Source organism: Janthinobacterium aquaticum (assembly GCF_009208565.1).
Classification (GTDB): domain Bacteria; phylum Pseudomonadota; class Gammaproteobacteria; order Burkholderiales; family Burkholderiaceae_D; genus Janthinobacterium.
In genome coordinates this window covers 196,659-215,711 of sequence record NZ_WFLK01000007.1, presented here as the reverse complement: position 1 = coordinate 215,711, position 19,053 = coordinate 196,659, and the positions used below count along the sequence as shown (strand labels likewise).

13 protein-coding genes are annotated in these 19,053 nt (G+C 63.1%); 9 read left to right on the top strand and 4 right to left on the bottom strand.

All coding sequences use genetic code 11. From position 1 onward, the window contains the following. Window positions 1–228: 228 nt before the first annotated feature. Window positions 229–453, bottom strand: coding sequence for a type II toxin-antitoxin system HicB family antitoxin (locus tag GCM43_RS13500; protein WP_226929478.1), 225 nt, complete (start codon window positions 451–453; stop codon window positions 229–231). Further along, window positions 450–632, bottom strand: a complete 183-nt coding sequence (locus tag GCM43_RS13495; RefSeq protein WP_152245061.1) for a type II toxin-antitoxin system HicA family toxin — start codon at window positions 630–632, stop codon at window positions 450–452. The genes GCM43_RS13500 and GCM43_RS13495 overlap by 4 nt, the downstream gene beginning before the upstream one ends. A gap of 373 nt (window positions 633–1,005) precedes the next feature. Here GCM43_RS13495 and GCM43_RS13490 point away from each other — a divergent pair, with 373 nt between their 5' ends. Continuing rightward, complete coding sequence (locus tag GCM43_RS13490; protein ID WP_226929477.1) at window positions 1,006–4,791, top strand: ATP-binding protein; 3,786 nt, start codon at window positions 1,006–1,008, stop codon at window positions 4,789–4,791. A 177-nt stretch (window positions 4,792–4,968) separates the two neighbouring features. Here GCM43_RS13490 and GCM43_RS13485 read toward each other — a convergent pair whose 3' ends face one another. Continuing rightward, window positions 4,969–5,859 carry a LysR family transcriptional regulator gene (locus GCM43_RS13485; RefSeq protein ID WP_152245057.1) on the bottom strand — a complete coding sequence of 297 codons (891 nt, stop codon included), beginning with the start codon at window positions 5,857–5,859 and terminating at the stop codon, window positions 4,969–4,971. A 132-nt stretch (window positions 5,860–5,991) separates the two neighbouring features. On the opposite strand from GCM43_RS13485, the gene GCM43_RS13480 reads away from it, so the two are divergent. The 8 genes from GCM43_RS13480 (at window position 5,992) to GCM43_RS13445 (ending at window position 16,472) form a co-directional block, all read left to right on the top strand. Then, entirely contained in the window at window positions 5,992–6,843 is an 852-nt protein-coding gene (locus GCM43_RS13480) for a fumarylacetoacetate hydrolase family protein (RefSeq protein ID WP_152245055.1), read from the top strand. 23 nt (window positions 6,844–6,866) lie between these two features. Further along, on the top strand, window positions 6,867–8,969 hold the full coding sequence (locus GCM43_RS13475; RefSeq protein WP_152245053.1) for a hydantoinase/oxoprolinase family protein: 2,103 nt from the start codon (window positions 6,867–6,869) through the stop codon (window positions 8,967–8,969). After that, the gene (locus GCM43_RS13470; protein WP_152245051.1) at window positions 8,969–10,714 is read left to right on the top strand and encodes a hydantoinase B/oxoprolinase family protein; all 1,746 of its coding nucleotides are present in this window, start codon (window positions 8,969–8,971) and stop codon (window positions 10,712–10,714) included. The genes GCM43_RS13475 and GCM43_RS13470 overlap by 1 nt, the downstream gene beginning before the upstream one ends. Window positions 10,715–10,718: 4 nt before the next feature. Further along, on the top strand, window positions 10,719–11,099 hold the full coding sequence (locus tag GCM43_RS13465) for a hypothetical protein (protein WP_152245049.1): 381 nt from the start codon (window positions 10,719–10,721) through the stop codon (window positions 11,097–11,099). Between the two features lie 14 nt (window positions 11,100–11,113). Next, window positions 11,114–12,160: a CobW family GTP-binding protein gene (locus GCM43_RS13460; RefSeq protein WP_152245047.1), complete on the top strand. Its 1,047-nt coding sequence runs from the start codon at window positions 11,114–11,116 to the stop codon at window positions 12,158–12,160. A gap of 46 nt (window positions 12,161–12,206) precedes the next feature. Then, window positions 12,207–13,643 (top strand): MFS transporter, encoded by a 1,437-nt coding sequence (locus tag GCM43_RS13455; RefSeq protein WP_152245045.1) that lies wholly within the window; start codon window positions 12,207–12,209, stop codon window positions 13,641–13,643. Window positions 13,644–13,748: 105 nt separating this feature from the next. After that, on the top strand, window positions 13,749–14,768 hold the full coding sequence (locus GCM43_RS13450) for a porin (protein WP_152245043.1): 1,020 nt from the start codon (window positions 13,749–13,751) through the stop codon (window positions 14,766–14,768). A gap of 90 nt (window positions 14,769–14,858) precedes the next feature. Next, window positions 14,859–16,472 (top strand): methyl-accepting chemotaxis protein, encoded by a 1,614-nt coding sequence (locus GCM43_RS13445; protein WP_152245041.1) that lies wholly within the window; start codon window positions 14,859–14,861, stop codon window positions 16,470–16,472. Between the two features lie 69 nt (window positions 16,473–16,541). Here the strand turns inward: GCM43_RS13445 and GCM43_RS13440 are convergent, their stop codons facing one another. After that, a complete protein-coding gene (locus tag GCM43_RS13440) occupies window positions 16,542–18,776 on the bottom strand; it encodes a TonB-dependent siderophore receptor (protein WP_152245039.1) in 2,235 nt (744 codons plus the stop codon). Between the last annotated feature and the right edge of the window lie 277 nt (window positions 18,777–19,053).

Here is a 19,053-nt window from a genome sequence, read left to right as displayed (position 1 = left end):
CGCGTTCCTGTCGCAGATTGGCCACGAATCCGGTCAGCTGCTCTACGTGCGCGAGCTGTGGGGGGCGACGTCGGCACAGCTGCGCTACGAGCGCAATTTCTCGGCAGCCTGGCCACCTCGAGCGCGCCTAGACTGCAACCAGTTGGCGTTCGACTTGGGCAATGCGCAGGCCGGCGACGGCAGCCGTTATCGCGGCCGTGGGCTGATTGAGATCACTGGCCGCACCAACTACGCCGCATGCGGCCGCGCGCTTGTCCATTGCCCTATGGCGGAAGGGACGGGAATATTGGCTTCGCCTTCAAGCATCAGCTCAACGGCTTCCTGCGCAGCGTTGTTCAAATCTTGCAGATTGTCGGCGGCAGTATTGACGCCAGGCAGATCGGGGAAAGAAGCGCCATAAGCGCTGTCTGTGTTCTTCCATACGTAGAGTGGATATAACATTTTTGATCTCATTTCAGGTCGGCTTGTTTCAGGATCGAATTGACCGTACCTGTTGGCAGGTCCTTTTTCGGGGGCGGAACGATCACCGATTTCCCCGTTTCAGGATGCCGGTACTTGTGATGGCTGCCGCGGGTAGAAACGTGTTCCCTGCCAGCGGAGCGTAATTGCTTGATCAGGCTCGCGCTGTTCATTCTGCTAATTTCACACAAAAACTACTTAAAAATTTATTTTTAGGTGTAATTTTTGTGTATTTATTGGGGACGGTATTCCGAATTTTTCTAAATATCGCAATATCCGGTGTAGACGCCAGCCGATCCGGTGTCGGCGGCTTCATTGTTCACCATGTGCCGTTGCAGATGTAGCTCTGAAGTGCGCCTGCGCACGGTGTAGAAGCAACATTCTGATGAGCAAGCACGGCTTGCTGGTACGTCCGTCATATAATGGGGCGCTGTGCGCAACTGCCACACTCACCTCTCCTGGCGAAAGCCTGTCATTATGTCCCTTATCCACGCTGCTGTTCCCCCCGTTAATCACGACTTAAGCTGGCTTGCCGGCGGCGGTGAAATGGGCGCCCTGATCCGCTCCATGGACTGGTCGACAACTTCGCTGGGGCCGCTCGAGAGCTGGCCGCAAAGCCTGCGCACGTCGGTCAGTCTGTGCCTGTCGTCGACCTTTCCGATTCTGGTGGCGTGGGGACCGCAGGACGTGCAGATCTATAACGACGCCTACCGTCCCATCTGCGGCGCCAAGCATCCGGAGTCGATGGGCGAACCGTTCAAGGTGTGCTGGGCCACGGCCTTGCCGGTGGTGGGCGACGCGTTCGACCGCGCGCATCAAGGCGAGGGCGCGTATATCCGCGACCAGCGCATGTTCCTCGACCGCTACGGCTATCTGGAAGAAGCCTTCATGACCTTTTCGTTTTCGTCCATCCGCGACGAATCGGGCAAGGTTGGCGGCGTGTTCCATCCGATTACCGAGTCGACCGGGCAGGTGCTCAATGCGCGGCGCACGCAGGGCCTGCGCGACCTGAGCGCGGCTATCGGCACGGCGCGCACGGTGGCCGAGGTGGGCGTGCAGATGGCCAGCCAGTACGACAGCATGGCGCTCGATGTGCCTTTCCTGCTGTTCTACCAGATCGATGCGGACGGCGACGGCGTAACGCTGTGCGGCCACGCCGGCATTCCGGTCGGCAGTGCGATGGCGCCTTTGGCAACGGGCGTCGACGACGCCGTCTGGCCGTTTGCTGCGGTTTCACGGGCCGGAACGATGCAGCAGGTGGCAGGCCTGGCCGCGCGGCTGGAGCTGGCCGCATGCGGCCCTTATGAGCAGTTGCCCGACAGCGCAGTGGTGCTGCCGGTGGCGCTGCCGGGGCAGGAGGCGCTGTTCGGTTATCTGGTGGCCGGCGTGAGCGCCTGCCGCGCGCTCGATGACGACTACCGGAACTTCTATGCGCTGCTGGCCGGCGCCGTCAATACGGCGGTGGGCAATGTGATGGCGTATGAGCGCGAGCAGCGGCGCGCCGAGGAACTGGCTGAAATCGACCGCGCCAAGACCGCTTTCTTTTCCAATGTGTCGCACGAGTTCCGTACGCCGCTGACCCTCATCCTGGGCCCGCTCGACGAGGCGCTGGGCGACACGGCGAACCCGCTCGATGCGGTGCAGCGCAAGCGCATCGAAGTGACGCACCGCAATTCGCTGCGTCTGTTAAAACTGGTCAATTCGCTGCTGGACTTTTCGCGCATCGAGGCCGGCCGCGTGGTGGCCAATTATGTGGCCAGCGATCTGCTGCAGGTCACGGCCGACCTGGCCAGCGTGTTCGAATCGGCCATGGAGAGGGGCGGCCTGGCGTATGTACTCGACTTGCACGACTTGGGCGAACCGGTTCATATCGACCGCGACATGTGGGAAAAAATCGTCTTCAACCTGCTGTCGAACGCGTTCAAGTTCACGCTGCAAGGCCAGGTGACGGTGGCGCTGCGGCGCCACGAGGGCATGGCGCGCCTGTCGGTGATCGACACCGGCGGCGGCATCCCGGCCCATGAGCTGCCGCGCATGTTCGAGCGCTTCCACCGCATCGAAGGCGCGCCGGGCCGCACGTATGAGGGGACCGGCATCGGCCTGGCGCTGATCCAGGAACTGGTGCGCCTGCATGGTGGCGCGATTGCCGTCCATAGCGTCGAGGGTGAGGGTACGCGCTTTGACGTCGACCTGCCGTTTGGCAGTGCGCATCTGCCGCAGGATCGTCTCAGCGGCAACTTCGACGACGCCGGTTCGCAGCAGCACGGTGCCTCCTTTGTCGAGGAAGCGCTGCGCTGGCTGCCCGATGCGGCCGATGGCGTCGGTAGCGCCGACGCCGCGCCGCGCGCGATGCCCGACATGCTGCCTACGGCCGATGCGGCGCCGCTGCAGCGCCCGCGCATCCTGGTGGTAGACGATAACAACGATATGCGCGCCTATATCAAGTCGCTGCTGAGCGTGTATGCCGATGTCACCGCCTGCGCCGATGGCGAGGAGGCGTTCGCGCTGCTGCAGCGCGATCGGCCCGACCTGCTGGTCAGCGACGTGATGATGCCCAAGCTCGACGGCTTCGGCCTGATAGCACGGGTGCGCGCCACCGAAGCGCTGCGCTACCTGCCGGTCATGCTGCTGTCGGCGCGCGCCGGCGAAGAGGCCAAGATCGAGGGCCTGCGCGCCGGCGCCGACGATTACCTGGTCAAGCCGTTTGCGGCCAGCGAGCTGCAGGCACGCGTGCAGCGCCAGGTCGAACTGGCGCAGGAGCGGCGCGTGCAGCGCCATGAGGCGCTCAAGCAGGAAACCTATTTCCGCCGCCTGATCGATGCCTCTTCCGTCATGCTGTGGACCACCGATCGCGATGGCTACTGTACCTATCTCAGCAAGCGCTGGTTCGACTATACGGGCCGCACGCCGGAACAGGATATCGGCTTTGGCTGGCTGGAAAACGTGCATATCCACGACCTGCCGCACACGCGCGAGCAGTTCCTGAGTGCCAATGCTGCGCACCGGCCGTTTTCCATCGACTATCGGCTGCGCGGGCGCAACGGCCAGTACCGCTGGGCGATCGACGTGGGCGTGCCGCGCTTCGGCGATGACGGCGAGCCGCTTGGCTATGTCGGCACCGTGGTCGATGTGCATGATCTGAAAATGCTGCAGGAGCGCAGCCAGACGCTGGCCAATGAACTGGGCGAGAAAAACCGCCTGCAAAGCGAGTTTCTGGTCACGCTGGCGCACGAGCTGCGCAACCCGCTGGCGCCGATCCGCAGCGGCCTGGAACTGCTGCGCGCCGGCGTGCCGGCGCCGGTGCAAGACGATGTGCGCGGCATGCTCGAGCGCCAGGTTGGCCATATGGTGCATCTGGTCGACGACCTGCTCGACATGGCGCGCCTGACCAGCGGCAAGCTCGCGCTGCGCCTTGACGTGGTGCTGCTCGACGCCATCGTCAGGCAGGCAGTGGAGATATCGATGCCGCTGGTGCAGGCGGCCGGCCATCAGCTCAGTATCAGGCTGCCCGAGCAGCCGATTGCGCTGCAGGTGGACCGCCACCGCATCGCCCAGGTGCTCAGCAACCTGCTCAACAACGCCGCCAAATACACGCCGCACCAGGGCCGCATCGTGCTGTCGGCGCGCATCGAGCCGGCGCAGCTGGTGATCGAGGTGGCCGACAATGGCGTCGGCCTGGCACCCGAGGCGGTAACCGGGGTGTTCGATCTGTACGCGCAGGTGGCGGGCAGCGAGGGCATGTCGCAAGGGGGACTCGGCGTCGGCCTGAGCCTGGCGCAGCGCCTGGTGCAACTGCATGGCGGCCAGATACTGGCGGCCAGCGAAGGGCTGGGCCTGGGCAGCTGCTTCAGCATCTGCCTGCCTTATACGCCGGCCATCGGGGCAGCTGCGCTGGCGCAGCCGACACCGTCCACTGAGGCAGCCAATATCACAGCCAATGCGGCAGCCAGCGCGCCTGGCGCACCGCGCCGGGTGCTGCTGGTCGATGACAACGTCGATGCGGCCGAAACGCTGGCCCAGCTACTCGAACTGACCGGCTACGAAGTGATGCTGGCCTATGACGGCGCTACGGCGCTGGCGCGCGCCGCGCAGTTCCAGCCGCAGATCTTGCTGCTCGATATCGGCCTGCCCGACATGGACGGCTATGCGGTGGCGCAGGCGCTGCGCGCAACGGACGGTTTTGCCAGCGTCACGCTGGTGGCGCTGACGGGCTGGGGCAGCGAACAGGATCGCCTGCGCTCGAGCGAAGCGGGCTTCGACCTGCACCTGACCAAGCCGGTTGATTTCATGGCGCTGAAAGCGGCCCTGGAGCAAGTGGAGACCAGGCAGTAAAGACGACGCTATTTCAAAGGCTGCCCGATGTTTTTTTCAAACGGGCACAAATTGGGGAGAGGCAGGGGCAGGCTGGCTGGCATCAGCTTGGTGTTCCTGTGGCTCTCTATCGGCACCATCATGCACTTCGTTGCCACCGACACCGGCCACGAGCGGCCGTGCAAGCTAAATCAATTGTCACATTCCCAGTGCGTCTTCCTCAATGAACTTCATGACGGCGCGGCAGGCCAGTGTCAGCTGGCCATGGCGCGACATGGCCAGTGCGATATGGCGTGACAGTTCGGGTTTGATCACGCGTGAAGCCTGCAGGCGCAACTCTGTGTTCGCGCCGGAAATCGCATAGGGTCCAAGCAGCGCATAAATCCCGCCATCGCTGACGATGCGCGTTTGCAGCGCCAGCGAATCGGCTTCTGCCGCTACATCGAGCGTGATGCCGCGCTCGGCGGCGACCTGGTCGAGCCGGTCGCGCCACGAGTTCGGGCGGCAAAACAGCACCAGCGGCAAACGGTGCAGAGCGTCGAAGCTGACCGTCTCGGCACGCGTAAGCGCGTCGCCCGGCGGCCCCACCAGAAAAGTCGGTACCTGTGCCAGATAGATGTCGCCATGGTTCGGTGTGGCGCTATGCCGGTATAGCACCGCCAGATCGACATCGCCGTTGTCGAGCCAGGTTTCAAGCTGGGCGCCCTGGCCTTCGCGCACGATCAGCTGGATCAGCGGATGGCGCTGTTTCAACTGATGGTACAGCGTGCTGGCCAGCGGATGAGCCGTCGATGGCAGGATGCCGATGCGCACCGCGCCCACCGGCGTGCCTGCGGTGGCGCTGATATCGTTGGCCAGCTGTTCGGTCTGCGTGATCCAGCTACGGATGCGCGGCGCAATGCGCCGCCCCAGTTCGGTCAGCACAACGCCACGCCCGGTGCGCTGGAACAATCGGCCACCGCATGCGCGTTCCAGCTCGCCGATCTGACGGCTGATGTGCGGCTGCGTGGTGCCATGAACGGCGGCCGCCTTGGTCAGGCTTCCCAGCTCGCTCACGTCGATAAACAGTTTCCATGCTGTGTAGTCCACTGCGCTCTCCGTTATGCAAAATATGGCATATCTGAAATGCCGGATTGATGACTTCTCGCATATCGTAGCATGTCCTACACTCATCTTTAACACTGGTCAAACCAGCTTACTGATGACAAAAGGAGACATGCAATGAAACTGGTCGCATACAAATACAATGGCGTCGCCACTTACGGCGTCCTGTCCGGTTCGCAGATTATCGAAGCCGATGCCAGCATGCTGGCGCGCTATCCCGATATCCGCGCCGTGCTCGACGCGCAGGCCTTGCCGGAACTGTCCGCCAGCGTGGCAGGCAAAGCTGCCACGCTGGCGCTGTCCGACGTGGAGCTGCTGCCACCGGTGGGCAATCCGCGCAAGATCTTTTGCGTCGGCCTCAATTACAAGTCCCATGTGGCTGAAACCAAGCGGCCCGATGCAGCGCACCCGGCCATCTTCGTGCGCTTTGCCGATTCGCTGACCGCTGACGGTGCGCCGATGCGCTTTCCCGGCGCCAAATCGGCCATGTTCGACTATGAAGGCGAGCTGGCGGTCGTGATCGGCAAAACCGGTAACGATATTGCCGAAGCCGATGCGTTCGACCATATCGCCGGCTACGCCTGCTTCAACGACGGCACGGTGCGCGACTGGCAGCGCCATACCCACCAGTGGACCCCGGGCAAGAATTTTGCCGGCACCGGCGTTTTCGGCCCGGCCCTCGTCACGGCCGACGAGATCGCCGACATTACCCAGTCACAGCTGACCACGCGCCTGAACGGCGAGATCGTCCAGCAGGCGCCGATCTCCGATCTGATCTTTACGCTGCCCGTCATCATCGCCTACCTGTCGAGCTTTACCACCCTCTACCCCGGCGACATCATCGCCACCGGCACGCCAGGCGGTGTTGGCGACCGGCGCGATCCACCTGCCTACATGAAAGCAGGCGACGTGGTCGAAGTGGAAATCAGCGGTATCGGCCATTTGCGCAATACGGTGCACGTCATCTGAATCAACCAAACGGAGAATTTTGCATGACTAGCCCAAGCAATCCAGGCAAACGCAGCGCCGGCCATCTGCGCATCGCAGTCGATATCGGCGGTACCTTTACCGACCTGGCAATCCTGAACGAAAAAACCGGCGAACTGTCCTTTGGCAAGGCGCTGTCCACCCACGGCCAACTGGTCGACGGCATCCAGAACACGCTTGACAACGCCGGCGCGCATGTCGAGAACGGCGGCCTGTTCCTGCACGGCTCGACCATCGCCATCAATACGCTGCTCGAGCGCAATGGCGCCAAAACCGCGCTGCTGATTACCCAGGGTTTCCGCGACATTTACGAGATCGGCCGCGTCAACCGCCCCGACGCCTACAATCTGTTTTTCTCCAAGCATGATCCGCTGATCCGCCGCTCGCTGCGCTACGAAGTGCCCGAGCGCCTGCTGGCCGACGGCAGCGTCCATGTGCCGCTCGACGAAGCACGCGTGCGCGAACTGGCGCGTGAGCTGAAGGCTGAAGGCGTCGACGCCGTGGCCATTTTGCTGCTGCACTCGTATCGCAACGCGGCCCATGAAATCCGCGTGCGTGAAATCGTGCGTGAAGAATTGCCGGGTGTGTTTGTCACCGCTTCGCACGAACTGTCGCAGGAGTACCGCGAATTCGAGCGCGTTTCAACCGTGGCGGCCAATGCCTATGTGGGCCCGAGGGTGTCGGCCTATCTGGGCGAACTGGAAACCCACCTGACCGAGCAGGGCTTTCCGGGCGACTTTTACGCCGTGCAGTCGACCGGTGGCCTGTTCCCGCTAGAGCATGCACGCCGCGAATGCGTACGCATGCTCGAATCGGGTCCTGCTGCCGGCGTAATCGGTGCGCAGGCCATCTGCGCCCAGCTTGGCCTGGGCGACGCCATCGCCTTCGACATGGGCGGCACCACCGCCAAGGCTGGCGTGATCAGCGAGGGCAAGCCGCTCACCAGCAGCAGCGCCCTGATCGGCGGCTATGAAAAGGCGCTGCCAATCCAGATTCCGATGATCGACATTTTCGAGGTCGGTACGGGCGGCGGCAGTATCGCCCGCCTGGAGGGTGGCAAGGCGCTGCGGGTGGGCCCACAAAGCGCCGGCTCCAATCCGGGACCGGCATGCTATGGCCGCGGCGGTCTTGAGCCGACCGTCACCGACGCCAACCTGCTGCTGGGCCGTCTGGACGAAAACAACTTCCTCGGTGGCGAAATGCTGCTCGACAAACAGGCCGCGCACAGCGCCATGGCCGAGCGTATCGGCAAGCCGCTCGACCTCGATCCGATCAAGGCTGCCGATGGCATTCTGCGCATCGCCGTTACCTCGATGTCGCACGCAGTCAAGGCAGTGACGACCGAACGCGGTCTCGATGCCGGCCGCTTCACGATGGTGGTCTACGGCGGCGCCGGCCCGCTGCATGCGTCGGCCATCGCCCGCGAACTGGGTATCCGCAAGGTGCTTATTCCATATGCGCCCGGTTATTTCTCGGCATACGGCATGCTGTTTTCCGACCTGCGCTACGACTATGTGCGTTCGGTGTTCCGCAAGCTTGACGAGGTGTCGTTCGAAGACATCGAGGCGATCTACGCCGAGATGGAAAACGAAGGCCGCGCTGCGCTGGCACAGTCCGCCGTCACGCCCGAGTCCATCGTCATCGAGCGTGCCGCCGACATGCGCTATGTGGGCCAGGAGCATGCAGTGGCGGTTGATCTCGAGACTGAATACTTCGAGCAGCAGGACCGCAGCGCCATCAAGCAGCGTTTCGACGCCGTTCATGCAGTACGTTACGGCACCTCGGCGCCGGCCGAGCCGGCCGACCTGGTCAGCCTGCGCGTGACGGTGCTGGGCGTGATGCGCAAGCCGCCGCGCCACGCGGTCGAAGAGGGCAGCGCCACGCCGCCGTCCGAAGCGCTGCGCGCCAAGAAGCCGGTGTATTTCCGCTCGGCGCAGGGTTTTGTCGACGCCAGCGTCTACAAGCGCCACCTGCTGCGCAGCGGCAACCGGATCGACGGCCCGGCGCTGATCGAGGAACACGCCTCGACCACCGTCGTACAGCCGGGTGACTCCGTGCTGGTCGATACCTGCGGCAACCTGCAAATTTCCATCGGGAGCGAACTGTAATGAAGGCCACACAAACGGTTGACGCCGTTACCGTCGAAATCATCCGCAACGGCCTGATCGCCGTGACGGAGGAAATGAAGTCCAATCTGACCCGCACCGCTTACAACCTGATCATCTACGAAGCGCTCGACTTCACAGTCGGCCTGTTTACCGTCGAGGGTGATTCGATTTCGATCGGACTGGGCCTGCCAATGTTTATCCGCGGCATGAGCGAAACGGTCAAGGCCAAGATCCGCCACTTCGGCCTGGACAATATCGAGCCGGGCGACATCCTCGTCACCAACGATGCCTACACCACCGGCAGCCACCTGAACCACTTCACGTTCACCATGCCGGTGTATCACGAAGAGCGCCTGATCGGCTTTACCTGCTGCATGGCGCACTGGCTCGACGTGGGCGGCACGCTGGGCCAGATCACCACCGACATCTATTCGGAAGGGATCCAGATCCCGATCGTCAAATACCGCAAGCGCGGCGTCGTCAACCAGGACCTGGTCGACATCATCGCCATGAACGTGCGCCTGTCCGAACGCGCCATGGGCGACCTGCGCGCGCAGATCACCGCCATCACCACCGGCGAGCGCCGCTTCCTGGAACTGGTGCAGCGCTACAGCTGGCCGGCGGTGCAGGGCGCGGTCGCGCAGATCATGGATCACTCCGAAGCACTGGCGCGCGCCAACACGCTGACCATTCCGGACGGCGTGTACGAAGCCGAATCCTTCATGGACGACGATGGTCTCGAAGTGGGCAAGCGCATTCCGATCCGCGTCAAGGTCATCGTCAGCGGCGATGAAATGACGATCGACTTCAGCGACGTCGCCAAGCAGGTGCGTGGCTTCTACAATTCCGGCTTCACCACCGGCATTGCCTGTGCCCAGGTGGCCTACAAATGCCTCACTACGCCGACCGATTATCCGGTCAACGACGGCAGCTTCCGTCCGCTCAAGGTCATCATGCCGATGGGCACCGTGATCAGTGCCGAACGGCCATTCCCGATGCGCGTCTGGATGACCTTCCCGATGACGGTGATCGACACCATCTTCAAGGCGCTGGCACCGGCCATCCCCGACCGTTCCATTGCCGGCCACCACGCCGACCTGGTCTTCCCCAACATCCACGGCATCTCGCCGGAGGACGGACGCCTGTTTATCGTCGGCATCGGGCCGCTCGGTGGCGGCTGGGGCGCCAAGTCGCGCGAGGACGGTGTCTCGGCCACGGTCTGCATCAACGATGGCGACACCCACAACAGCCCGACCGAGCAGCTCGAAGCGAAGTATCCGGTGCTCGTCGAGAGCTATCGTCTGCGCGAGGACAGTGCCGGTCCGGGACGCCAGCGCGGCGGCCTGGGCGCCGAAATGGTGGTGCAGGCGCTCTCGCCATTTGCTGTTACCACCCGCATCGACCGCGTCCACTGCAAGCCATGGGGACTCGATGGCGGTCACGACGCTGCAGGCAACGGCATCGGCATCCGCCGCAATGGCGTGTGGGACGAGGAGCTGCCGAACGCCAAAATATTCAACGTCCGGCTGGCGCGCGGCGATGCCTACAAGATGCGTTCGGGCGGCGGTGGCGGCTTCGGCTCACCGGCCGAGCGCGATCCCGAACTGGTGGCGCACGATGTGCGTGAAGGCTACGTCAGCGCTGCGCAGGCAGCAGACGCCTACCGCGTTGCACTGACTGATCAGGGGCAGGTGGACGTCGACGCCACCGGCCGCCTGCGCAGCAGCCAGGCCGTGGAGCGCTGAGGCCATGGCGCCGGCCCACACTGTCTCAGCGGCCAGCGATGCGCAGGAGCTGCTCGATATCTGGCAGCGCCTGTCGAGTCAGCACGTCGCCCTGGCGACGGGCTGCGCTTGCGGCATTGGCGGCGTCACTTTGCGCCTGCAGGACTTCGAGCAGGACATCGCCGATTACCTGCTGGCGCAGGCCGAGCGCGGCCAGCGCGCCGATATCGTCGCCTTTCTGCGCTGCCATGGCTTTGACGAAGCGGCCGGCGTCTGGCATCTCGACACGCTGCTGGCCGCACTGATCGCGGCGCCGACCGTCGCAGCCGCAGACCCGGGCGTCGCCGATTTCATCCTGTCGCGGCTGGGCAAGACCTTGCGTTCGTTTGCCAAACTGCACGGCTAAAAAAAGGAAACGATATGAACCAGGCAAACCACCCTGCAGCAGCGACGCTGCCGGTGACTGTGCTGACCGGTTTTCTCGGCAGCGGCAAGACCACCTTGCTCTCGCACATACTGCGCGACCCGGCCTTTGCGCGTACTGCCGTGATCATCAATGAATATGGCGCGGTGGGGCTGGACCATGAACTGCTGGAACAGACCCGCGAAGAACTGGTGCTGCTTGCCAACGGCTGCGTGTGCTGCACGGTGCGCGGCGACCTGCTGGCGGCATTGAACCGTCTGCGCGTCGATGGCGGTGCGCTGGGCGTGAACCGGGTGCTGGTGGAAACTACCGGCCTGGCCGACCCGGCGCCCATCCTTCACACGCTGATGTCGGACGAAACGCTGCGCGAGCACTTTCATTTCGACCGCCTCATCACCACGGTCGACGCGGTCAACGCCGGCTCCACACTGGATCAGCACGCCGCCGCCGTCAATCAGGTGGCGCTGGCTGATCGTCTGGTGCTGACCAAGGACGACCTGGTGAGCGAAGCAGCGCTGCAGACGCTGCTGCAGCGCCTGCAGCGGCTTAACCACGGCGCGCCGGTGAGCGTGGTGCGCCATGGCGAGATCACGCCGCAACTGCTGTTCGGCGGCGGTGCGCCGGAGCATGATCGCGGCCATGACGCCGGCCATCAAGCCAGGCACCAACACGACCACGACTCCGCTCATGAGCATGAGCATGAGCACCGGCACGGCCAGGCGCATGCGCATCATCACGACGACGGTATCCGCTCCTATGCGATAGTGCTCGACGAGGCGATTTCGCGCCAGGCTTTTGAATCCTGGCTGGCACTGGTCACCGCCATGCGCGGACCGGACCTCCTGCGCATCAAGGGACTGGTCCAGGTGCGCGAGCATCCGGACCGGCCGGTAGTGATCCATGGCGTGCAGCATGTGTTCCACCCACCGCGCACGCTCGATGCGTGGCCCAGCGAAGACCAGCGCACGCGCCTGGTGTTCATCACGCGCGGCATCGAACAGGAGGAGATCGACGGCACGCTGGCCATCTTTACCCAAAAATAAAAAACCGCCGCGCAGACGGCGGAACAACACCAATAATGGAGACAATATGAGCATTGCATCATACCCGGCCGGATCTCAGCAAAAAGATCTGGCTGCTACACCATCGGGCGTATCCGGTACCCGCGCCGCCGGCCTGCTGTTCCGGCTTGAAAATGTGCACATGTGCCGCTGGCACACCAAGGCGCGCATCGTCATGGGCACCGCCACCTTTTTCGATGCCTTCGACGCTCTGTCGCTGGCCTTTGTGCTGCCGGTGCTGATCGGCCTGTGGCATATCACGCCGGGCCAGGTGGGACTGCTGATCGCCGCCGGTTATCTCGGGCAGGTAGTCGGCGCGCTGTTCTTCGGCTGGCTGGCCGAACGGATAGGCCGCGTGCCCAGTGCGGGCATTACCATCGGACTCATGTCGGTAATGAGCATCGTCTGTGCATTCACGGGCAGCCTGCATATGCTGTTTCTGGCGCGCTTTATCCAGGGCGTCGGCGTTGGCGGCGAAGTGCCGGTGGCGGCCACGTATATCAACGAACTGTCCCAGACCCACGGACGCGGGCGCTTTTTCATGCTGTATGAAATGATCTTTCCGATCGGTCTTCTGGGCGCGGCGCAGATCGGCGCTTTTGTGGTGCCACGTTACGGCTGGGAGTGCATGTTCCTGGTTGGCGGTTTGCCGGGGCTGGTCATCACTTGGTTTGTCTGCCGCCTGCCCGAATCGCCACGCTGGCTGATCGCGCGTGGCCGCTACGACGAGGCGGAAAAAATCGTCGCCAGCGTTGAAGCGAAGTCGCCGGGGCGCCATATCGACCCGGCCGACAGCAGCGCCATCGAGCAGCGTGTCGCCACGATTACCAGCAACCTCCAGAAGCAGCGCAAGAGCTCCTGGAAAGAGCTGTTTTCACCACTGTATCGGCCCCGCACGCTGATCGTCTGGGTGCTGTGGGCCAGCGCCTATTTTATTGCCAACGGCATCAACAACTGGCTGCCCAGCCTGTATAAAACGGTGTATCACCTGCCGCTGCAGGAAGCGCTGCGCATGGCCTCGATGTCCAATGTGCTCAGTACCTGCGCCGTCATCTGCTGCGCACTGGTTATTGACCGCGTCGGCCGGCGCCGCTGGGCCATCGGCAGTTTCTGTGTCGCCGGCATCTTGCTCGTCACGCTGGTTGTGGTCGGTACCGATAGCGCCACCAATGTGATGATACTGGCCTCGGGCGCCTATGCGGTGATGGGCACGACCACCGTCATGCTCTACCTGTACACCTCGGAAATCTATCCGACCCGGATGCGTGCCATCGGCACCGGTCTGGCGACGTCGTGGCTGCGCGCAGCGTCGGCGGCGGCACCGGCAATGGTTGGCCTGGTGCTGGACAAACAGGGCATTGCCATGGTGTTCCTGGTGTTCGCCGGCGTTACCATCGTCGGCCTGGTCGGAAGCTGGCGCATGATCGAAACGAGCAATCGCTCACTCGAAGAGATATCTCCCTGACCTGCAGCCATTTCGATACTGCAGAGACACATTGTTTGCGTCAACAAGCTCCCGGGCCTGGCCCGGGAACGCAACGCGATAACGCACCAAAATAAAGGAGATATCATGTCCAGAATCTGTTTTCCCATGATGGCCGTTGCAGCCCTTGCCGGCGCTGTCGCCATCGACGCCCGTGCCCAGTCATCGGTCGAGGTGTATGGCCTCGTTGGCGCGTATGCCGGAAAAATGCAGCGCAGCGGCGACGCGGCGGCTGTACAGCAAATCAATGGCGGTGGCCTGACCACCTCGTTTATCGGCTTTCGCGGCAAGGAGGACCTGGGGGGCGACCTCAAGGTGATCTATGCGCTCGAAAGCTTTTTTCGTCCCGATACGGGCGAACAGGGCCGCAGTGCGGCCGATCCGCTGTTCTCCCGCAATGCGTGGGTGGGCCTGGAAGGAAGCTGGGGCCGCCTGACGCTGGGCCGCCAGACCAATCCGGCCTATCTCGCGATGACCCAACTGAGCCCCTTCGGTTCTTCGGTCGTGTTTTCACCGCTGGTGCTGCAGACCTTTGTCGCCAGCTATGGCAGCAATGTGCTGGGCGACACGGTCTGGAACAACGTCGTCCAGTACACGACGCCAACCGTCAACGGCTTTCGCGGTACGGCGCAGTACGGACTGGGCGAAGTGGCCGGCCGTCCCGGGGTGGCCAATCTTGGCCTGCACGGCAGCTATACCAGTGGCGCGTTCGTGGCCTCGCTGTCGGCACAGCGGCTGAGGGTCAATGTGCTGACGCCACTGGCAGCCGAGCAAAATGCCCTGCTGGGCGGCGCCAGCTACGATTTCGGCCTGTTCAGGCTGTATGCCAATGGCAGCCGGACCAGCATTGATCGCGGCCGCTCCACGCGTACCGGCGACCTTGGCGTTTCCGTTCCCGTCTCGGCAGCCGGATCGCTGCTGGCCGAGACCGCCCGCTCGCGCATTGAAACGCCGGGCGCGGCCGATACGCACCGCACGACTTCGTCCTTCGGCTACGGCTACCGGCTGTCCAAGCGCACCGATGTCTATGCGATCTATTCGCGTGACAAACGCAGCGGCGCCAGTTCCGCAGGCAGCGAAGCGGTCGGTTTGAGGCACGCCTTCTGACCGGGGCATCAACTGAGGCGGCGCGGTGGCGCAGGATACAGCCCGCCGGGTCGCCTGCATATATATAACAAAAACTAAAGGGGACAGGGCATGCGCTGGTTCTATAATCTGAAAATCGCCACCAAGCTGTTCGTCGCGTTCGGCCTGGTTCTTCTGCTGACGCTGGCGATGGGTATCAGTTCCATTCATGCGCTGGGCCGCGTCAACCAGGCCAGCCATGACCTGGCGAAGGACTGGATGCCCAGCGTGCAAATGGCCATGAGCCTGCGCACCGACCTGGCAGAGATGCGCCGCTGGGAGCTTGCCCACCTGCTGGGAACCGAAGACAAGGATATGGCCAGCTACGAAAAGCGCATGGACGAGATCGCGGCGCTCACCAACGCCGACCGCGCCGCGCTCGGCAAGCTGGCCACCAGCGCCGAAGAACGCGCCCTGGCCGCCGACTACGACCGCGACTGGGCCACGTTTATGGCGGAGCATGCCAAGGTGATGGCCTTGTCTCGCCAGCATCAGAAGGCCGAGGCGCGCGCCTTGCTGATCGGGCCATCGGCCAAGGCGCTGGCCGGCATTTTCACCACCGTCAACAAGCTGGTCAAGCTCAGTATCGACGGCGGCGCCGCTGCCAGCGACGCTGCCGCCGTCACCTATGACAACGCCCGCCTCACCACCGTCGTGCTGCTGGCCCTCAATATCGGTATCGGCGTTGCCCTTGCGGCCGGCATCGCGCGCGTCGTCTCGGCGCCGTTGCAGCAGGCGGTGACGCTGGCGCGCGCGGTGGCCCGCGGCGACCTGACGCAGGCTATTGCGGCAAAGTCTGCGTGTGAAACCGGGCAGCTGATGCTGGCGCTGAGCGACATGAACGGCAATCTGGGGCAACTGGTCAGCCAGGTGCGCGGCAGCACCGAGGCCATCGCCACTGCTTCGGCGCAGATTGCAACGGGTAACCTGGACCTGTCGTCGCGTACCGAAGAGCAGGCCAGTTCGCTGGAGGAAACGGCAGCGTCGATGGAGCAGCTGACGAGCACCGTCAGACAGACCGCAGACAATGCCCGCCAGGCCAACGAGCTTGCGCTGTCGGCTTCAGGCATCGCCGTACGCGGTGGCGATGCGGTGGCAAAAGTGGTTGCAACCATGGAGTCGATCAACGCTTCGTCGGCGAGGATCGTCGACATTATCAGCGTGATTGACGGCATCGCCTTCCAGACCAATATCCTGGCCTTGAACGCGGCAGTCGAAGCGGCGCGCGCTGGCGAACAGGGGCGTGGCTTCGCGGTGGTGGCGAGCGAAGTGCGCACGCTGGCGCAGCGTTCTGCAGTGGCGGCAAGCGATATCAAGGCGCTCATCAGCGACTCGGTCGATAAAGTCAGCACCGGATCGCAGCAGGTCACTGTGGCTGGAGCAACCATGGATGAAGTGGTGAGCAGTATTGCTCACGTGACGCAGATCATGCGCGAGATTACTTCGGCCAGCGTGGAGCAAAGCCAGGGTATCGAGCAGGTCAACCAGGCCATCACGCAAATGGATCAGGTCACGCAGCAGAATGCCGCTTTGGTCGAGCAGGCCGCCGCGGCCGCCGAATCGCTGCAGGAACAGGCGGTCAGCCTGAGCGACGTGGTGCGGCAGTTCAAGCTGACGCAAGCGGCCGGCCAGCCGCCCGCACTTGCGGGAGCAAATTCCCTGGCGCTGATCGGCCAGAGCGCGTGAAGCCTGCCGGGATGCTCGTGACGCGGTAGGTGCCCGTCACCCGGCGCGGGCTTCACATATTGCGCTGCGTCAGAACTTCGCGCGCAGCGTCACCATTACATTGCGCGGGTCGCCGTAGTAGTACGACAGGCCGGTCGGGCCGTATTTCTTGTAGTAGACCTTGTCGGTCAGGTTGTTGACGTTGACCTGCACCGAATAGCCGTTGCGCAGCTCATAGGCAGCCATGGCGTTGAAGATCGAATAGCCGCCCTGCCTGGCCGTCAGTGCGCCCGAGCGCACGTACGAGTCGTCCTGCATCGCCACGCCGCCGCCAAAGCTCAGGCCTTGCAGCGCGCCGCTGGCGCGGTAGCTGGAGAACAGCCGCAGCTGCTGGCGCGGATCGATACTGCGCAGCGGCTGGCCCACGTTGGCCTTGGTCGCATCGACCAGGTATTTGGTACGGGTATTGGTGTAGCCGCCGGTCAGCTGCCAGCCGGGCATGATTTCACCGGCCACTTCCAGTTCCCAGCCTTCGCTTTGCGTCTTGCCGTCGGCGATGCGGCAGTAGCCGGTCGGGTTGGACGGACCGCAAGGATTGTTCGAGGTGGTGTCGTCCACCGCGCGGCCTTGGTTGTTGATGCGGAACAGGCCGGCCGAAGCGGTCAGCTTGCCGCCGAAAAAATCACCTTTCAGGCCGGCTTCATAGTCTTCACCGGTGATCGGCTTTAACAGCTTGTTGTTGGCGTCCTTGACGTTTTGCGGCGTGAAGATTTCGGTGTAGCTGAGGTAAGCGTTGATCTGCTGCGTGATGTCGTAGGTGACGCCGGCAAACGGCGTGATCTCATGTTTGATCTCGTAGTTGCTGGCCGGCGTGGCCGGCGCTTTGTAGTCCCACCAGCTGGCGCGCGCGCCGACGATGACCGCCAGCGGGTCGGTAATCGACAGGCGCGCGGTACCGAACAGCCCCTGCTGGCGCGTGTAGGTTGGCGTAAGGTTGTTGACGGCGTTGGCGTCCTTGTCGATATAGCTGGTGTACGGGTTCCAGTTGCGGATATCGACATTGGTCAGCGGATTGAGGTTGAACACGCCGGCGGTGGCGCGCGTCTTGGTGCGCAGGCTTTCACCGCCGAATACCAGCTGGTGCTTGCGGCCGAACAGCGTGAACGGGCCATTGGCGGTCAAGCCGGTTGCTTCCTGGTCGCCGGCGTCGCCCGTGTATTGGGAGGTGGTTACGCCGAACAGGTAAGGATTGGTGGTCGAGGAGCGCGTGAAGTAGCTTTGCTTGAAGCCGTTGTCATCCATGCGCATGCGCGTGTATTCGCTGCTCAGTTTGACCGTCCATTCATTTTCAAAGCGGTGTTCCAGCTCCACGTACGCCTGCTGGTTATAACGGTTCCAGCGATTCCAGTCGGCGCCCAGATAGGTGTTGCGCGGCAGGTTCAGCGAGGAGCCGTCGAAGTTGCCCGGCAGGCCGCCCCAGGCGCCGGTGGCATCCAGCTCGGTATGCTGCAAGCTGGCAGTCAGGGTGGTGCGTGGGCTGAGGTCGATGGCCAGCGCGCCGTACAGCACCTTGCGGTTTTCGTCCTTGGCATCCTGGAAAAACTCCTTCTTGTCCTTGACGGCCACTATACGCCCACGAATGCTGCCGTCCTCGTTGAGCGGCCCCGAGACATCGGCCTCCAGGCGGCGCCGATCCCACGAGCCGACCGTCAAGCCCAGATTGGCCTGGAAGGTTTTGGTGGGGCGCTTCCTCACCATATTGACGGTGGCCGACGGGCTGCCCGAGCCGCGCAGCATGCCCGAGGCACCGCGCAGCACTTCCACATGGTCGAGCACGGCGGTGTCGGGTTGAATAAAGATTGAGCCACCTTGGGTGATCGTCAGGCCGTCGACCTGCATGGCGTCGATCGAATAGCCGCGCGAAAAATACTGCACGCGTTCGCTGTCCACATAATCGACCGTTACGCCCGGCGTATTTTGCAGCACCTCGTTCATGTCGAAAAAGGCCCGGTCATCGAGCAGCTGGCGCGTAATCACGGTCACCGGCTGCGGAATCTCGCGGTTCGATTCAAAACCCTTGAACAGCGACGATTTGCCCGAGGCCAGCGAGCGCGAGTTTTCGGTGGACGTGCCCTTGTCGGCGGTGCCGGTAATGGTAATGGCCGGCAGCGTGGCGTCGGCCTGGCTGGCGGCATCGGCCGGTGGCGCCTCGGCATGAACCGGCGCGATAACGGCGGCGCTGGCGCACAGCAGGCTGGCCTGGATGGCGCGTCGCAGAGGAGGGAAGACAAAGGCAGGGTGGACGTGAACGCGGTGGCGGGGCATAGATTTCCTGGTAAGCAAATGGACTTCTTGTTGTAAAACAAGATTGAACATTCAAATCGTAATGAGAATATAAATGAGAATCACTCGCAATTATAGCTTTCAACCAGTTGACAAGTCCATACTGATAATGCGTTGGCAATATTGAAAGGGCACCATCCTATACCTGAGGATGAGTCGTCCTATACGCATGTGGCAGTGACTTTTCCTGCCATGCCGCTATGCTGTTTCCTGTGTGAGCGCCGCTGCCGGGCGGCCATTTTCAGGAGAAAACCATGCA

Bases quoted from the DNA above. Each gene is read 5' to 3' on its own strand.
- GCM43_RS13500 (WP_226929478.1), bottom strand. From the start codon at position 453: ATGAGATCAAAAATGTTATATCCACTCTACGTATGGAAGAACACAGAC.
- GCM43_RS13495 (WP_152245061.1), bottom strand. From the start codon at position 632: ATGAACAGCGCGAGCCTGATCAAGCAATTACGCTCCGCTGGCAGGGAA.
- GCM43_RS13490 (WP_226929477.1), top strand. From the start codon at position 1,006: ATGGGCGCCCTGATCCGCTCCATGGACTGGTCGACAACTTCGCTGGGG.
- GCM43_RS13480 (WP_152245055.1), top strand. From the start codon at position 5,992: ATGAAACTGGTCGCATACAAATACAATGGCGTCGCCACTTACGGCGTC.
- GCM43_RS13475 (WP_152245053.1), top strand. From the start codon at position 6,867: ATGACTAGCCCAAGCAATCCAGGCAAACGCAGCGCCGGCCATCTGCGC.
- GCM43_RS13470 (WP_152245051.1), top strand. From the start codon at position 8,969: ATGAAGGCCACACAAACGGTTGACGCCGTTACCGTCGAAATCATCCGC.
- GCM43_RS13465 (WP_152245049.1), top strand. From the start codon at position 10,719: ATGGCGCCGGCCCACACTGTCTCAGCGGCCAGCGATGCGCAGGAGCTG.
- GCM43_RS13460 (WP_152245047.1), top strand. From the start codon at position 11,114: ATGAACCAGGCAAACCACCCTGCAGCAGCGACGCTGCCGGTGACTGTG.
- GCM43_RS13455 (WP_152245045.1), top strand. From the start codon at position 12,207: ATGAGCATTGCATCATACCCGGCCGGATCTCAGCAAAAAGATCTGGCT.
- GCM43_RS13450 (WP_152245043.1), top strand. From the start codon at position 13,749: ATGTCCAGAATCTGTTTTCCCATGATGGCCGTTGCAGCCCTTGCCGGC.
- GCM43_RS13445 (WP_152245041.1), top strand. From the start codon at position 14,859: ATGCGCTGGTTCTATAATCTGAAAATCGCCACCAAGCTGTTCGTCGCG.
- GCM43_RS13440 (WP_152245039.1), bottom strand. From the start codon at position 18,776: ATGCCCCGCCACCGCGTTCACGTCCACCCTGCCTTTGTCTTCCCTCCT.